Consider the following 14,660-nt stretch of genomic DNA (forward strand, 5'->3'; position numbering starts at 1 on the left):
CGGAGCCGGACGCGGGCCGGGACGCGGGCCCGGGGTGGCGCCGGCGGCCGGCTTGGCGGCCGGACGTGCCTGTGCGGGACCGGGTTTCGCGGATGACTTCGCGGAGCCGTTGGCCGGGGCGGACTTCGCCGCGAACGACTCCCGGAGCCGACGGGCGACGGGTGCCTCCACCGTCGACGACGCCGACTTCACGAACTCGCCCTGCTCCTTGAGCGTTGCGAGTAGTTCTTTGCTCGTGACACCGAGTTCTTTTGCCAACTCGTGCACGCGGGCCTTGCCTGCCACTGCTCTCCTCACTGAGAGGTCGAGCGTGACAGTCCCGGCTCCCCGTTTTCAGGGGGCAGGACGCCCGCACGACCTCCGGTTATCTTCGATGGCCGTTCATCGTTGGTACTTCACGGTGTGCTCATGAGTGCTCGTGCCTGTTCTCGACGTAGTGCTCCAGGGCTGAGATATCCAGTTTTCCGGACACTCGTAGCGCTCTGCCGAACGCTCGGCGCCGCTCTGCCATGCTCAGACAGGCCGAAACGGGGTGCAGCCAGGCACCCCTCCCGGGAAGTCTGCGCCGCGGATCGGGAACGATCGCGACGACGGCGTCCCCTTCGGGACCGCTGCCGGGCGATTGCGCCACGACCCGCAACAGATCGGCGGCCAGCTCGCGTTTCCGGCATCCGACACAGGTCCGGACCGGGCCGGGGGTTCGGGGAGTGCCCCGAGTTCCGACCTGAGCGGAAAGTGCGGATACCGAAGACTCGCGCTGAGCCTGTGTCCACTGTACCGCTGCCATGTCCCGATCTCCGCATCCAGCCCCTGTTCCGCCCCCGACCTCCGTCTCCCGGATCGCCGTGCCCTACCCGTGCTGGGCGTGCGGGCGCGGCGATCCGGCCACGTCGGGGGCCGCATCGGAGCGAATATCGATGCGCCAACCGGTCAATCGCGCGGCCAAGCGGGCGTTCTGACCTTCCTTCCCGATCGCCAGCGAGAGCTGGAAATCGGGGACCACGACCCGGGCGGCACGCGCCTCCGGATCGACGATCGTCACCGAGACAACCTTCGACGGGCTCAGCGCATTCCCGACGAAGGTGGCCGGATCCTCGGCCCAGTCGATGATGTCGATCTTCTCCCCCGCCAGCTCGCTCATCACGTTGCGCACCCGCTGGCCCATCGGGCCGATGCACGCGCCCTTGGCGTTCACGCCGGGCACCGTGGAGCGCACCGCGATCTTCGAGCGGTGCCCGGCCTCGCGGGCCACGGCCACGATCTCCACCGATCCGTCGGCGATCTCGGGCACCTCGAGGGCGAACAGCCGCCGAACCAGATTCGGATGGGTGCGCGAGAGGGTGATCTGCGGACCGCGGGCGCCGCGGGAGACACCGTAGACGTAGCACTTGATCCGATCGCCGTGCTCGTAGCTCTCCCCGGGCACCTGTTCGGCCGGCGGAATCAGGCCCTCGGCGCCGTTGGCCTCACTGCCGATGCGCACCACCACGGTGCCGCGGGCGTTCATCCGGGCGTCGCGCTGCACGACGCCGCCGACGATATCGCCCTCGTGGGTGGAGAACTCGCCGAAGGACTTCTCGTTCTCGGCGTCGCGCAGCCGCTGCAACACGACCTGGCGCGCGGTGGTCGCGGCGATCCGGCCGAAGCCTTCGGGCGTGTCGTCCCATTCGGAGATGATGTTGCCGTCGGCATCGGTTTCGCAGGCCATCACCCGCACCACGCCGGTCTTCTGATTGATGTCGATGCGCGCGTTGGGCTCGTGGCCCTCGGTATGCCGATAGGCGGTCAGCAGAGCCGACTCGATCGCGGAGAGCACTGTCTCCATCGAGATTCCCTTATCGGCGACGATCGCGCGCAGGGCTTCGATTTCGATGTTCATTCCACGATCCCTTCGGTCGGCGCAACTACTGGACGGTGTTCTCGCTGGACGGCTTCGCCGGATCCGGCCGCGTCCACGGCCTCGTCCGCGGCGCCCGGCTCCGGTCGGCCCGTGGCCACGCCGCCGGCGAGTTCCATTTCCGCCGCCCCCGGTGGGGAGAATTCCACCTGGACAACCGCGGAGTCGATATCGGCGAGCGGCACGCTGATCCGGTGCGGGGCCCGCTTGCCGCCGACCACCAGCGCCACCTCGGTCTCCGTGGCCGCACCGACGCGCGCCTCGAAGACCGCCTTGCCCTCCGGAGTCTGCGCACCCGCGCGCATCCGCACCCGGACCTTGCGTCCGCGCGCCCGGCGCCAGTGCCGCAGTTCGGTGAGCGGGCGATCCACACCCGGCGTGGTGACTTCCAGCAGATAGGGTTTTTCACCGAAATCGCCGGCGGCGTCCAGAGCCTCCGAGATCTGCGAACTCAATTCCGCGATCATGTCCAGGTCGACGGTCTCGTCGCCGTCGACGGTCACCGTCACCCGGGTCTGCGGCCCGCCCGCGGCCGTGATGTGCACGCCCTCGAGGTCGAGCCCTCGGCGTTCGACGAGCCCAGCAACGAGCTGGCTCACCCTTTCCTCGGTCGGCATCGGCATGTGGGGCGGCTCCTGGTTCAGTTGTGACGCGGTATTGGTCCTGGTCCGGCATGGTCGGCGCGCATATCCCGGGGAATGTTCCGCCGGAGGTCTAGCGTAACGCGCTGCAAGAGTGTAAAGGACCAGCCAATCCGGTCGAGTCGGCCCGGGTGCGGTCCGTGCTGCGCGCGGTGCGGGCGAACCCTCGGAATCCGGCCGGGATCAGCCGTTGCCGCGCCTCGATGGGGTCCGGCGCGAAGGTGCCGCGCCCGACCGATCGTCGAGCGACGATCCGCTTCCGCCGGGCCGGCGCTCCCCGCCGCCACCGGGCAGTGGAACGAGAACCGCACCGCATCCCGACGCCCCGGACCGCCCTGCGCCGGATGCCGGCCGGCCGCCACCCATCGGGTCGCGGTATCACGGCCCGCGCATTCCCGGGTGGCGCGACAACCTCGAGCGCCGGGCCCGAACAGGACGAACAGCGTTGCGACGGGCGTGGGAGCGGTGGCGGGCGGTGGGCTCGGCCGGGCTGGGCGCGGGGGTGGTCGGTGAACACTGGCACGATGTAGGCGTGCCCAGCCGTCTCGATCCGAATCCGGTATCCCCGCAACGTTCGCCGTCGCGCGTGCTCGACCGTCGCGCGCTGTTGCGCTCCGCCGGCGGCGGAGCGGCCGCCGTGGTAGCGGTGAGCGCGCTCGCCGCCTGTGCGGACAAGACGCCCGCCGCACCGGATGTCCTTGTGACACAGGAAGTGTCGGCCCGCACCGACGCGGCCTGGGCGAAGGCCGCGATCGCGGCGGCGCCGGAACATACCGTCGCGCTGAATCTGGTTGCGGCACAGCGGCTTCAGCACGCCGACGCGCTGCGCGCCGAAATCGACCGGGCCGTCGGCGTTTACGGCGACGGCACGAAACCGAAGTCGGCCACCCCGCCGGTGGCCGAACCCACCGCACCGACCCCGCCGCCGACGGTCGCGGCCGTGCGCGCACGGCTGGCCGACGCCCAGCGGGCGGCCGCGCAGCTGGCCACGGCCCAAACCGGTTACCGCGCCGGACTTCTGGCCTCGATCAGCGCGTGCTGTGCCACGCACGCGGCCGTCGTCCTGGCGTGAGCGAACGGGCGCGTCGACGCCGGCAGGGCACCATCGAGCGGCACTGCGGGCAGACCGACCCTGCGCACGGCACGAGCAGATCCGCACGGCAATCACAGCCCCGCCGCCCCGCCGGCCCGGCAGGCGTGCGCAGACCGGCGCGAAGGCGGCGCAGCACCCCGCAGCCGGCACACCCCATCGACGAACACCGCGCGAGCGGGCCCCGACGCCGACCCGGAAAGGACCTCGCATGAGTACCGATCAGCAGGCGCTCCTCGATGCGCTCAACGCCGAATATTCCGCCGTCTACGCCTACGGCGTGATCGCGGCCTACGCCTCGCCCGAGCGCGCGAAGATCGTCGCCGAATACACCGCCGCCCACCGCGCGCGCCGGGACGCCACCATCGACGCCCTGAAAGCGGCGGGGGCGAGCGTGCCCGCTCCGGCGGCCGCCTACACGCCCCCCTTCCCGGTCGACGACCCGATTCCCGCCGCGAAGCTGGCGGTCACGGTCGAATCCGATACGGCCGTGGCGTGGCGTTCGGTGGTGGAGCGGGCCACCACCGCGGACCTGCGCCGCACCGGAATCGACGCCCTCACCGAATGTGCTGGGCGCCTGGCCGCCTGGCAGTCGATTCTGGGGGTGAGCCCCGCGACCGTCCCCTTCCCCGGACAACCGTGAGTGGGGGGCTGCCGCGCCTCGACCGACACCGGTGGCTCGGCGAGTCCTGACCCAGCCCCCGAATCCGGCGCCGGACCGTCCTGCGGCGAGGCACGACCGCTCGGCGTCGGCGTTCGGCCGTCAGCCGTGGAGCTTGGCCAGCACCGCCTCGACCGCCGAATCGGCAGGCACATCCTCGGATTCGCCGGTGAACCGGTTGCGTAGTTCCACCTTGCCGTCGGCCCAGCCGCGTCCGATCACCAGAATCCACGGCATCCCGAGCAACTCGGCGTCCTTGAATTTCACGCCGGGCGAGGCGGTGCGATCGTCGAACAGCACGTCGACGCCGCGGGCGTCCAGGCCGGCGACGACCTCCTCGGCGCCGGCACGCGCGGCCTCGTCCTTGTTGGCGACGACGACGTGCACATCGAAGGGTGCGGCGGCACTCGGCCAGCGCAACCCCTTCTCGTCGTGCATCTGTTCGGCGATCACGGCGACCATGCGGGAGATGCCGACACCGTAGGAGCCCTGGATCAGCCGGACCGGCTTGCCGTTCTCGCCGAGCACGTCGACCTCGAACGCGTCGGTGTATTTGTAGCCGAGCTGGAAGATGTGCGCGATCTCGATACCGCGCGCGGCGTGCAGCACACCGCGGCCGTCCGGTGACGGGTCACCTTCGCGAACCTCGGCGGCCTCGATCGTGCCGTCGGGGGTGAAGTCACGACCCACGACCAGCCCGACGACGTGCTTACCGGATTCGTCCGCACCGGTGATCCAGGAGCTGCCCTTGACCACGCGCGGATCGACCAGGTAGCGAACTCCGTTCGCCAGCAGCGCTTTCGGTCCGATGTACCCCTTCACCAGGAACGGGTTGGCGGCGAAGTCGGCATCGGTCAGCAGTTCCACCTCGGCGGGTTCGAGACTCGCGCCGAGCCGCTTGTCGTCGACCTCGCGATCGCCGGGGATGCCGATGCCGACGATTTCGGTCTTCCCGTCGGGATGCCGCAGTTTCACCATGACGTTCTTCAGCGTGTCCGCGGCGGTGATCGGGCGGCCGTACTGTTCGGCGATGCCGGCGCTGTTGGCCCAGTCGACCAGCGAGGCGATGGTCGGGGTCCCGGGAGTGTCGTGCACGACGGCGGCGGGCCGGCCGTCGATCGGCAGCTCCGGCGGCGCGGGCGTCACGACCGCCTCGACATTGGCGGCGTAGCCGGATTCCAGGCAGGTGACGTAGGTGTCCTCGCCGATGGGACTGCTGGCGAGGAATTCCTCCGACGCGCTGCCGCCCATCGCGCCCGAGGTCGCGGCCACGATCACATATTCGACGCCCAGCCGGGCGAAGATGCGCTGATAGGCCTGGCGGTGCGCGGCGTAGCTGGCCTTCAGCCCGTCCTCGTCGAGATCGAAGGAGTAGGAGTCCTTCATGATGAACTCGCGCCCACGCAGGATGCCGGCCCGCGGCCGTTCCTCGTCGCGGTACTTCGTCTGGATCTGGTACAGCGTGACCGGCAGATCCTTGTACGAGTTGTATTCACCCTTGACCGTCAGCGCGAACAGTTCCTCGTGGGTGGGGCCGAGCAGCATATCGGCGCCCTTGCGATCCCGCAGCCGGAACAGGCTGTCGCCGTATTCGGTCCAGCGGTTGGTGGTCTCGTAGGGGTCGCGCGGCAGCAGGGCGGGCAGCGAGATCTCCTGCGCGCCGATCGCGTTCATCTCCTCGCGCACCACGTTCTCGATCCGGCGCAACACCTTCAAACCCAGCGGCAGCCAGGAGTACACGCCCGGCGCGATCCGGCGCACATATCCGGCCCGGACGAGAAGCTTGTGGCTGGGCACCTCGGCGTCGGCGGGATCGTCGCGCAGGGTGCGCAGGAACAGGTGCGAGAGACGGGTGATCACGGATGCACAGACTAGCCGCTGCTGCGCGGATGCTTACAGGGCGTTACCGTATCCGCTCGTGCTGGTGATCCTGCCTCCTTCCGAAACCAAGTCCGACGGCGGAACTCTCGGTCCGCTCGAGTTGGATTCGCTGTGGTTGCCGCAGCTCACCGCGGTACGGGACAAGCTGATCACCGAGTTGATCGAATTGAGCGCCGACCCGGAAGCGGCGCGGGTGGCGCTGGGCCTGGGCAAGGCCGGCGGTGCGGGCGCGGAGGGTTTGCAGACCGCGCTGCGACGCAATGCGGCCCTGCGCACCGCGCCGACCAGACCGGCACTGGAGCGCTACACCGGTGTGCTCTACGACGCACTCGACATCGCGTCGCTGACCAAGATCCAACGCGCTCGCGCGGTCGAGCGCCTGGCGGTCGGTTCGGCGCTGTTCGGTGTGGTTCGTGCGGGCGATGCGATCCCCGGCTACCGCCTCTCGGGTGGATCCAAACTGCCGGGGATGCCGACGCTGGCCTCGCTGTGGAAACCCGTGCTCGCACCGGCCCTGCGCGAGGCGACCGCCGGGCAGCTCGTGGTGGACCTGCGTTCGGGCACCTACCAGCAGCTGGGACGGCTACCCGGTGCGGTGACCGCGACCGTGCTGACCGAGCGCCCGGACGGCAGCCGCACCGTGGTGAGTCATTTCAACAAACACCACAAGGGACTGCTGGCCCGCGCGTTGGTGTCCACCCGGGCCGAGCCCGGTGACATCCGGGCGCTGGCGCGGATCGCCGAAAAGGCCGGGCTGCGAGTGGAAATCGCGTCGTCCACCGAGCTGCTGGTCCTCACCTGAGTGAATTCTCGGTGACCGCCGACGTAATTCGAACCGAATAGCGACCACCCACGGGCGGGAATCCGGCTTCGAAAACCGGCCGCTACCAGTGCTTTCGGTCGACGCGGCGACGAATCGCGATGCCTCCGAACCGGCCCCGGCCTCGCTATCGTAGCTTCGGCGCGGCGGGCCGACCGCTGCCGTTGGATGCGATGGGCGAGGAGTTCGGTGTGGGTGACGCCACCGACCGTGAAGAAAAAGCGCTGAGCCAGTTGACGGATCGGCTGGTCGACCATTTCGGCCACAGCCATTCACCGGAATTGGTGCAGGAATTGGTCGGTCAGGTGCGGCAGCGGTTCGACGGCCATGCCGTGCGGGATTTCGTGCCGATTCTGGTGGAGCGCATCGTGCGCCGGGAATTGCAGCACCTACCGCCGCAGCCGAGCCGCGACGATTATCCGGAATTTTCGGAATTCGCTGCCGCACAGGCCGTTACCATCCACTCCACCGATCCGGCCGCCGACAGCGGTCCCGACGACACACCGTCCGTGCCGGCGACCGACGTGTCCGGCCCCGATGGTCCGGACGGCACGAACGGCGAGGCCGAGGCGGCCACTGCCCCACTGCCGGAAACCGCCGAGTCCGCGCCGGTGGATTCGGCAGCGGGTGCCGTCCTCGCCGCTTCCGGCGCAGCCGACACCGAGGCTACGAGGCCGGTGGTGGTTGCGGCCACCACGACATCGGCCGACGCCGAGGCCACCACGCCGAACGTGGTGGAGACCGACCACGATTCGGGGGACTCGACCGAGAACCGCTCCGGCGACGAACGGACCCGCACCGAGCCACCGTCCGGCGCGCCGCCCCGGCCCGCCGCCACTGCCGAACCCGTAGGCGCACAGCAGGTTTCGCCGGTCGGCACCGGGCCGGAACCCGCCACCCCGGCGCCCGCCGGTTTCGTCGCCACGCTGCGGCGGCCACGGGTGGCAGCCGGGTTGGCGGCGGCCGTGGTCGTCGTCGTGGCGCTCGCCGTGGCCTTCGCTTTCCGTGACGACGGCGACGCCCCCGCGGCCGGTCCCGCACCGGCCCTGCTCACCGTCCACGGTGTGGTGGGCTCGGAGAAGATGGAGTTCTTCACCGACCCGCGCGTCGCGGATGTACTGGCCCGCAAGGGATTCCGCCTCGAGGTGGAACCGGCCGGATCGCGCCAGATCGCGACCTCGGTCGATCTGAGCCGCGACGATTTCGCCTTCCCGTCGAGCAGTCTCGCCGCCGAACGCGTTCAGCGCGAGCGTGGAATCACCGCGAAATACACCCCGTTCTCCTCCCCGATGGTGGTCGCCAGTTTCCGCCCCGTCACCGAGCTGCTGACCCGGTCGGGAATCGTACGGCCCGGCCCGGTGCCGACCTTCGATATGCACCGCTATCTCGACCTCACCCAGCAGGGCACGCAGTGGGACCAGCTGCCGGGCAATACGTCGTATCCGGTGCGCAAGAACGTCCTGATCTCGACCACCGATCCACGCACCTCGAATTCCGCGGCGATGTATCTGGCGGTCGCCGCGTATGTCGCCAACGACGACGCCGTCGTGCAGGGGCCCACCGCGGAGAATTTCGTGCTGTCGAAGGTGTCGCGCCTGTTCACCAGGCAGGGGTACACCGAGAATTCCAGTGCGGGCCCGTTCGCCGAATACCTCAGCGCCGGAATGGGTCCCACACCGATGGTGTGGGGTTACGAATCACAGTACGTCGAGGCCGCGGTGGCGGGGCGGTTGCCCGCCGACGCCGAACTGCTGTATCCGTCGCCGACCGTGCTGTCCCGGCACACCCTGGTACCGCTGACCCCGACCGGCGATCGCATCGGCCGGCTGTTGAGCACCGATCCGGAACTGCAGCGGCTGGCCGCCGAACACGGCTTCCGCACCGCCGATCCGGCGCAGTTCGCGGCCGTGACCGCCGAACATCACATCCCGGTCGCCAAGGAGGTGTTCGACGTCGTCGACACTCCGACCTACGACACCCTCGAACATCTGCTGGACGGGGTCGCGCGCTCCTACAACTGAGTACGCGCCGGGCGCATCCAACCGAGCCCGGGCGCATCCACCGAGCCCCGGGCGGCGCGTTTCGGATTGCCGGCGCCGAGGGCAGGCCGTGGTAGTAATGGCGGCGTGGATACCGACGGCGTGGACCCGGACCTGGTCGAACTGGCGACGAAGATCTTCGAACTGGCGCGCACGGGCGAGGCCGCGACCCTGGCGGCGTATATCGACGCCGGTGTGCCGGTGAATCTGAGCAACGACAACGGTGACACCCTTCTGATGTTGGCCGCCTATCACGGCCATCAGGGGGCGGTGGATGCGCTGCTCGAACGCGGAGCGGACCCGAACCGCGCCAACGATCGCGGCCAGACACCGGCCGCCGGTGCGGTATTCAAAGGGGAGAACGACATTCTGAAGTCGTTGCTGGCGGCGGGTGCCGACCCGGACGCCGGCACACCGTCGGCCCGCGACGCGGCGAGCATGTTCGGCAAGGCGGAACTGCTCGAACTGTTCGACCGCGGCTGAGCCGGCGCGCCCCTCGGCACGGTGAACCCTCCTACGCCTGCTGTGCCTCTTCCTGGGCGTGCTGCGCCTGGGCGAGTTGCTGCGGGGTGTAGCGCAGGGTGAGCACGAGCAGGCCGATGACCACCGCGCCGATCGCGCAGATCAACAGCACGAAGGTATAGCCGCTGGAGAGGGCGGCGACTTCGTTCGGCGTCAGATTCGAGGTGCGGTCGGTGCGACCGCCCAGTGAGAGGGTGCGCGAGGCGGCCAACGGGGTCAGCAGGCCGACGGCGAACGGGGTGCCGAGGGTGAGGATCATCTGCCCGATCGCCGACAGCGGACCGACTTCGTTCACCGGCACGCCCACCAGCAGGCACAGCGGGCCGACGACGATCACGAAACCGATGGCCATGCCGACCACCGTGAGCAGAATCAGCAGTGTCGGCAGGTATTCCACCGTGCGATCGAGGGTCGAACCGAAGAACAAGGCGCCGGCCAGCACCGTCGCCGCGCCGGCGAGCAGCCAGCGCGGCCGGACCAGCAACGCCGCCTTGGACGCGACGCCGGTGCCGATTCCCGCACCGATCGTGAACGGAATCGAGGCCAGACCGGCGACCAGCGGCGAATAGCCGACCACGTTCTGCAGGAACTGGGCCACGAAATAGGTCATGGCCCCCAGCACACCGGATCCGAGCAGCAGCGCGACGAAGGTGGTCGAGCGGTCCCGATCCCGGAACAGCGTCAGGGGCAGCAGCGGATTGACGGCGGTGCGCTCGGCGACGACGAACGCCACCAGCAGCAGCAACCCGGCGATCAACGCGCCGATGACGTAGGGACTGGTCCAGCCGAGGTCCGGCCCCTCGGTGGCGCCGAACACCACGCCGACGCAGCCCAGCGTGCCGAGGATCGCGCCGCGGACGTCGAGCGGCAGCCGGTGGTGGGTCGAATCGCGCAGCTGGAAGATCGCCCCCGCGATGATGAGCAGGCCGATCGGCACGTTGATCAGGAAGATCAACCGCCAGTTCCATTCGGCCAGGGCGCCGCCGACCACCAGGCCGCCGACCGAACCCACCCCCATCATGGAGCCGAAGATGGCAATGGCCTGGTTACGGGCCGGGCCGGGCGCGAAGGTGCTGACCACCAGCGCCATCGCCACGGGTGCGGCGATCGCGGCACCGGTTCCCTGCAGCGCCCGCGCGGAGATCAGCATGGCCTCGTTCTGGGCGAGCCCGCACAGCAGGGAGGCCAGCGTGAAGAACGAAACCCCGAGCAGCAGCATCTTTTTGCGACCGAACGAGTCACCGAGGCGGCCACCGAGCAGCATCAGGCCGCCGTAGGTGAGGCCGTAGGCGGTGACGGTCCACGCACTTCCGGAACTGGTCAGGCCCAGATGCCGCTGCAACGCCGGCAGCGCGAGGATGACGACCGTGCCGTCGAGCACGACCATCAATTGCAGGCCGGACAGGACCAGGATCGGCAGCCCGAAGGCCCGCTTCGTCACCGGATATTGCATCGTCGCAGCGGGGTTATCGAGCACAGTGACTCACTGTAACGGATATCGGAACCGGCCCACCCCACGCGCTCGCACCGGGTACCCCGGCCGGTCCGGGCACGCATCCGCGGCCCTATTCGGCCGGCTCGCCGGAATCCGGCGCGCCCGTGGTGAACCCGGCGGTCGGCCCGATGACGATGATGGCCGGTGGCCGGATCCCTTCGGCGCGGACGCGTTCGGCGACGCTCGCCAGATCGGCGCGCAGGATTCGCTGTGTCCGCAGGCTGCCCTCCTGGACCACGGTGACCGGCGTATCGGGCGCCCGGCCACCCTCGACGAGGGCGGAGGCGAACTTCTCGATGCGTTCCACACCCATCAACAGCACCAGCGTGCCGCGCAGCCGGGCCAGGGCCGGCCAGTCGACCAGCGAGTCCGGGTGATCGGGCGGAATATGGCCGCTCACCACGACGAATTCGTGGGTGACCCCGCGATGGGTCACCGGAATACCCGCCAGGGCGGGCACCGAGATGGCCGAGGTGACGCCGGGTACCACCGTCACCGGCACCCCGGCATCCACGCAGGCCTCGAGTTCCTCGTAACCGCGGCCGAAAACGTAGGGATCGCCGCCCTTGAGCCGCACCACGAACTTCCCGGCCTTCGCGCCCTCGATCAGCGCGCTGTTGATCGCCTCCTGCGCCATCGCGCGGCCGTACGGGATCTTCGCCGCGTCGACCACTTCCACATGGGGTCCGAGTTCGGCGAGCAGTTCCGGCGGCGCCAGCCGATCGGCCACGACCAGATCGGCGCGGGCCAGCAGCCGGCGACCGCGCACGGTGATCAGATCCGGATCCCCCGGTCCGCCGCCGACCAGCGCCACGCCGGGCGCCACCGGTTCGGAATCGTCGGTGACCACACCCGATTGCAGAGCCTCGAGCAACGCCGTGCGCACGGCCGCCGAGCGACGATGCCGGCCGCCGGCCAGGACGGCGAGCGTGAGCCCGTCGTAGCGGGCGCTGGCCGGGGTGACGGCGGTACCGAGCCGGGCGTTGTCGGCACGTACGCAGAAGATCCGCCGCCGAGTCGCCTCCTCGACCACCGCCGCGTTGGTCTCCGGTTCATCGGTGCAGGCGATCGCGTACCAGGCGCCGTCCAGATCGCCGTCGGCATAGGCGCGCAGCGTGATGCGCAGTTGCCCGGAGGTCGCCATCGCCTCGACGGCGGGTGTGACGGTGCGGCTGATCACCTCGATGTCGGCGCCGGCGGAGATGAGCAGTCCGAGCCGCCGCTGGGCCACCGAGCCACCGCCGACGACCACGACCCGGCGGCCGGCCAGATCGAGCCCGACCACGTAGTTCGGGTCACCGGATTGCTGGTCGTCTGTCGTATTCGGCACAAGGTTTCAGCCTACGGCGTGGCGGGGCGCACGTCGCAATCACCCGCCTCGGCTGCGCCGTCGAGCCGGATCAGGGCTGCCAGGTGATGCGGCCGCCCTGGAAATCCTGTGCCTTGCCGCCGTTGTAGTCGTATTCGTCGCTGGTCGGCAGGCCGTAGCGGCCGCGGTCGGCGTTGTTGCCCTTCCAGATTCCGAGGATCGAGCCCCAGACCGGATGTGCGCCCGTGCTCGCGGACCAGTAGACGGTGCCGCCGGGGAACAGGTTGTAGCGGGCGGTGCCGTCCCTACCGGCCGGGGCCTCGTCGGTCAGCGGAAACCCGAGCGGACTGTTCTCCCAGCCCAGCGATCCCCACTTGTCGCGAATCAGACCGCAGATGGCGTGCGCGTCGGTGCCGAGCGACCAGTAGATCGAGCAGCCGCGCTCGAAGACCTGGAATTTGCCGCCGTGGGCGTCGGATTCCGGTCCGATGGGATTGCCGAAGGTGGCGGCGCCACCGGCACGGTCGTATTCCTGCTCGATCGCCCCACCGACATCGAAGGCGCCGATCGGGCGGGCCGCCGCGACTCCGGCGCCGGTGCCGGCGAGCACCGCCAGCGTCGCGGCGACGGCGGCGGTGCGCAGGCCTCGGCGCACTCGCCCGGATTGTTCGCTTCTACCCTGTCTGCCACCTGACGAAGCCAAGAGAACTCCCTCTACCTGCGAAGTCGGGGCGGCGGCGGGTGCCGCCGCTCACTCATCCTGCAGGGAGTACACCGGCCCGGCAACGCCGGCCGTATCACAGTCGAGACTCATCTCACACCCGGCCGACCAGCGCGATTCGGGTATTTCAGAGACGGCCGTTGATCCGCTCCGGGGTCACCCGCACGATCACCCGGTCGGCGTCGTGCACCGAGGCCGGATTGAATTCGGCATACGGGAGGCCGGTGTATTTGGCCGACAGCCGATCGGGCAGGGCCCGGTCGGGGTCGGGCGTGACGGTGGCGGTGCCGCGGATTTCCGCGTACACGTACGGGGTGTCCGGCGGATTGATCATGATCGTCACCCGCGGATCGCGCACGACATTCTTGTACTGCTGCCGCGAGACGGTCGTGGAGTACAACAGGTCGTTGCCCTCCCGCACGAGCCAGATGACGGTCAGATGCGGCTGCCCGTCGCGACCGATCGTCGCCAGCGTCGCGAAAACGTTTGTGTCGTCGAGAATCTTCTTCAGGTCTTCGGAGAGTTCTGCGCTCACCTCACGACCCAACCCATCGGCAGCCGGCGGCATTCCCGATTCGGGGCGCCGTGCGCGGTCCTATTCTGCGACCATGCGACGCGCGCTGCAGATCCTGACCGTGGTGGTGGCGGTCGCGGTGGCCGCCGCGGTAGCCGCGACCTCGTATGCAGCCGATCCGTATCACGCCGCCGGCCCGGTCGAGGCCCGGTATCTGGAGACCGGTCCCTGGCAGGTCACCGAGCGGCACCGATTCGGCTGCTGCGACAGCACCGGCGCCGCCTACGACATCTGGTACCCGACCGATCTGGGTGAGCACGGCCCGCGGCATCCGATCGTCACCTGGGGCAACGGGACCGCCGCCGAGCCCCGCCAGTACGCGTATCTGCTGCGCCATCTGGCGTCCTGGGGATTCGTGGTGATCGCGACGGAGAATCGCAGAACCGGCTCGGGCATCGATATCGCCGGTGCCGCACGGTATCTCGTCGACCGGGCCGCCGATCCCGGCAGCATCTTCCACGATCGGCTCGACACCTCGGCGATCGGAGCGATGGGGCATTCGCAGGGCGCCATCGGTGCGCTCAACGCGATGATCGATTCGGGCGGGTTGATCCGCACCGCGGTGCCGATCGAACTGCCCACCCAGTCCTTCTGCTCAACGGCGTTGAGCTGCACGGATACTCGCCGTTTGAGCTCCGGATCGGTGTTGTTCGTCAACGGTTCCGACGATGCGCTGATCTCCCCCTCGCAGGCGCGGTGGTCCTTGCCCGGATTGCAGTCCAACCAGGACTACTACGCCGCGACTCCGCCCTCGGTCACGAAGGCGTGGGGCACCCTGGTGGGACCCAATCACAACGACGTCCAGGGGCAGCCGGATTGCGACCGGGCATCGACGCCGTGCACCGACGGCGTGTACGGCTACCTCGGCTATCCGACGGCCTGGCTGGCCGCCCGCCTGTGGGGGTGCCCCGGCGCGGCGGCCGCGTTCGAACCGGGGACCGGTGAGTTCTACGCTCCGAACCCGCACTGGGGCAACCAGATCGGCGCGAACGCGGCCTGAGCACACCGGC

At 69.5% G+C, this 14,660-nt stretch carries 15 protein-coding genes; 6 read left to right on the plus strand and 9 right to left on the minus strand.

Going from position 1 to position 14,660, the window contains the following annotated elements:
- The 4 genes from ON37_RS16240 to rimP all read right to left on the minus strand — a co-directional run.
- Window positions 1-285 (minus strand): translation initiation factor IF-2 N-terminal domain-containing protein (locus ON37_RS16240; protein WP_040720421.1); only part of this gene is annotated, 285 nt, incomplete at its 3' end.
- A 121-nt stretch (window positions 286-406) separates the two neighbouring features.
- On the minus strand, window positions 407-787 hold the full coding sequence (locus ON37_RS31810) for a YlxR family protein (protein WP_083893042.1): 381 nt from the start codon (window positions 785-787) through the stop codon (window positions 407-409).
- A gap of 63 nt (window positions 788-850) precedes the next feature.
- The gene (gene nusA / locus ON37_RS16245; RefSeq protein WP_040720422.1) at window positions 851-1,879 is read right to left on the minus strand and encodes a transcription termination factor NusA; all 1,029 of its coding nucleotides are present in this window, start codon (window positions 1,877-1,879) and stop codon (window positions 851-853) included.
- Window positions 1,876-2,520, minus strand: a complete 645-nt coding sequence (rimP, locus tag ON37_RS16250; RefSeq protein ID WP_040720424.1) for a ribosome maturation factor RimP — start codon at window positions 2,518-2,520, stop codon at window positions 1,876-1,878. Before rimP ends, nusA begins: the two co-directional genes overlap by 4 nt.
- A gap of 550 nt (window positions 2,521-3,070) precedes the next feature.
- Between rimP and ON37_RS16255 the strand changes: the two genes are divergently transcribed.
- Both ON37_RS16255 and ON37_RS16260 read left to right on the plus strand, forming a co-directional pair.
- The gene (locus tag ON37_RS16255; RefSeq protein ID WP_245553225.1) at window positions 3,071-3,610 is read left to right on the plus strand and encodes a hypothetical protein; all 540 of its coding nucleotides are present in this window, start codon (window positions 3,071-3,073) and stop codon (window positions 3,608-3,610) included.
- Between the two features lie 229 nt (window positions 3,611-3,839).
- Window positions 3,840-4,271 (plus strand): ferritin-like domain-containing protein, encoded by a 432-nt coding sequence (locus tag ON37_RS16260; RefSeq protein ID WP_040720425.1) that lies wholly within the window; start codon window positions 3,840-3,842, stop codon window positions 4,269-4,271.
- A gap of 120 nt (window positions 4,272-4,391) precedes the next feature.
- Here the strand turns inward: ON37_RS16260 and ON37_RS16265 are convergent, their stop codons facing one another.
- Window positions 4,392-6,149: a proline--tRNA ligase gene (locus ON37_RS16265; protein WP_040720426.1), complete on the minus strand. Its 1,758-nt coding sequence runs from the start codon at window positions 6,147-6,149 to the stop codon at window positions 4,392-4,394.
- A gap of 58 nt (window positions 6,150-6,207) precedes the next feature.
- On the opposite strand from ON37_RS16265, the gene yaaA reads away from it, so the two are divergent.
- The 3 genes from yaaA to ON37_RS16280 all read left to right on the plus strand — a co-directional run bounded on the left by yaaA (window position 6,208) and on the right by ON37_RS16280 (window position 9,512).
- A complete protein-coding gene (gene yaaA, locus ON37_RS16270; RefSeq protein ID WP_040720427.1) occupies window positions 6,208-6,972 on the plus strand; it encodes a peroxide stress protein YaaA in 765 nt (254 codons plus the stop codon).
- 209 nt (window positions 6,973-7,181) lie between these two features.
- Complete coding sequence (locus ON37_RS33825; RefSeq protein ID WP_210741084.1) at window positions 7,182-9,011, plus strand: three-helix bundle dimerization domain-containing protein; 1,830 nt, start codon at window positions 7,182-7,184, stop codon at window positions 9,009-9,011.
- A gap of 105 nt (window positions 9,012-9,116) precedes the next feature.
- Window positions 9,117-9,512 carry an ankyrin repeat domain-containing protein gene (locus tag ON37_RS16280; RefSeq protein WP_040720428.1) on the plus strand — a complete coding sequence of 132 codons (396 nt, stop codon included), beginning with the start codon at window positions 9,117-9,119 and terminating at the stop codon, window positions 9,510-9,512.
- 31 nt (window positions 9,513-9,543) lie between these two features.
- Here the strand turns inward: ON37_RS16280 and ON37_RS16285 are convergent, their stop codons facing one another.
- From ON37_RS16285 to ON37_RS16300, 4 genes are all read right to left on the minus strand, one after another.
- Complete coding sequence (locus ON37_RS16285) at window positions 9,544-11,004, minus strand: MFS transporter (protein WP_040720429.1); 1,461 nt, start codon at window positions 11,002-11,004, stop codon at window positions 9,544-9,546.
- Window positions 11,005-11,116: 112 nt separating this feature from the next.
- Complete coding sequence (gene cobA / locus ON37_RS16290) at window positions 11,117-12,376, minus strand: uroporphyrinogen-III C-methyltransferase (RefSeq protein WP_051031660.1); 1,260 nt, start codon at window positions 12,374-12,376, stop codon at window positions 11,117-11,119.
- A 70-nt stretch (window positions 12,377-12,446) separates the two neighbouring features.
- Window positions 12,447-13,010 (minus strand): LGFP repeat-containing protein, encoded by a 564-nt coding sequence (locus tag ON37_RS16295; protein WP_040720431.1) that lies wholly within the window; start codon window positions 13,008-13,010, stop codon window positions 12,447-12,449.
- A gap of 193 nt (window positions 13,011-13,203) precedes the next feature.
- A complete protein-coding gene (locus tag ON37_RS16300; RefSeq protein ID WP_040720432.1) occupies window positions 13,204-13,611 on the minus strand; it encodes a PPOX class F420-dependent oxidoreductase in 408 nt (135 codons plus the stop codon).
- Window positions 13,612-13,684: 73 nt separating this feature from the next.
- Here ON37_RS16300 and ON37_RS31005 point away from each other — a divergent pair, with 73 nt between their 5' ends.
- On the plus strand, window positions 13,685-14,650 hold the full coding sequence (locus ON37_RS31005) for a poly(ethylene terephthalate) hydrolase family protein (RefSeq protein ID WP_051031661.1): 966 nt from the start codon (window positions 13,685-13,687) through the stop codon (window positions 14,648-14,650).
- The last annotated feature ends 10 nt before the right edge of the window (window positions 14,651-14,660 follow it).

The organism is Nocardia veterana NBRC 100344 (assembly GCF_000308855.1).
In the GTDB taxonomy this organism is placed as follows: Bacteria; Actinomycetota; Actinomycetes; order Mycobacteriales; family Mycobacteriaceae; genus Nocardia; species Nocardia veterana.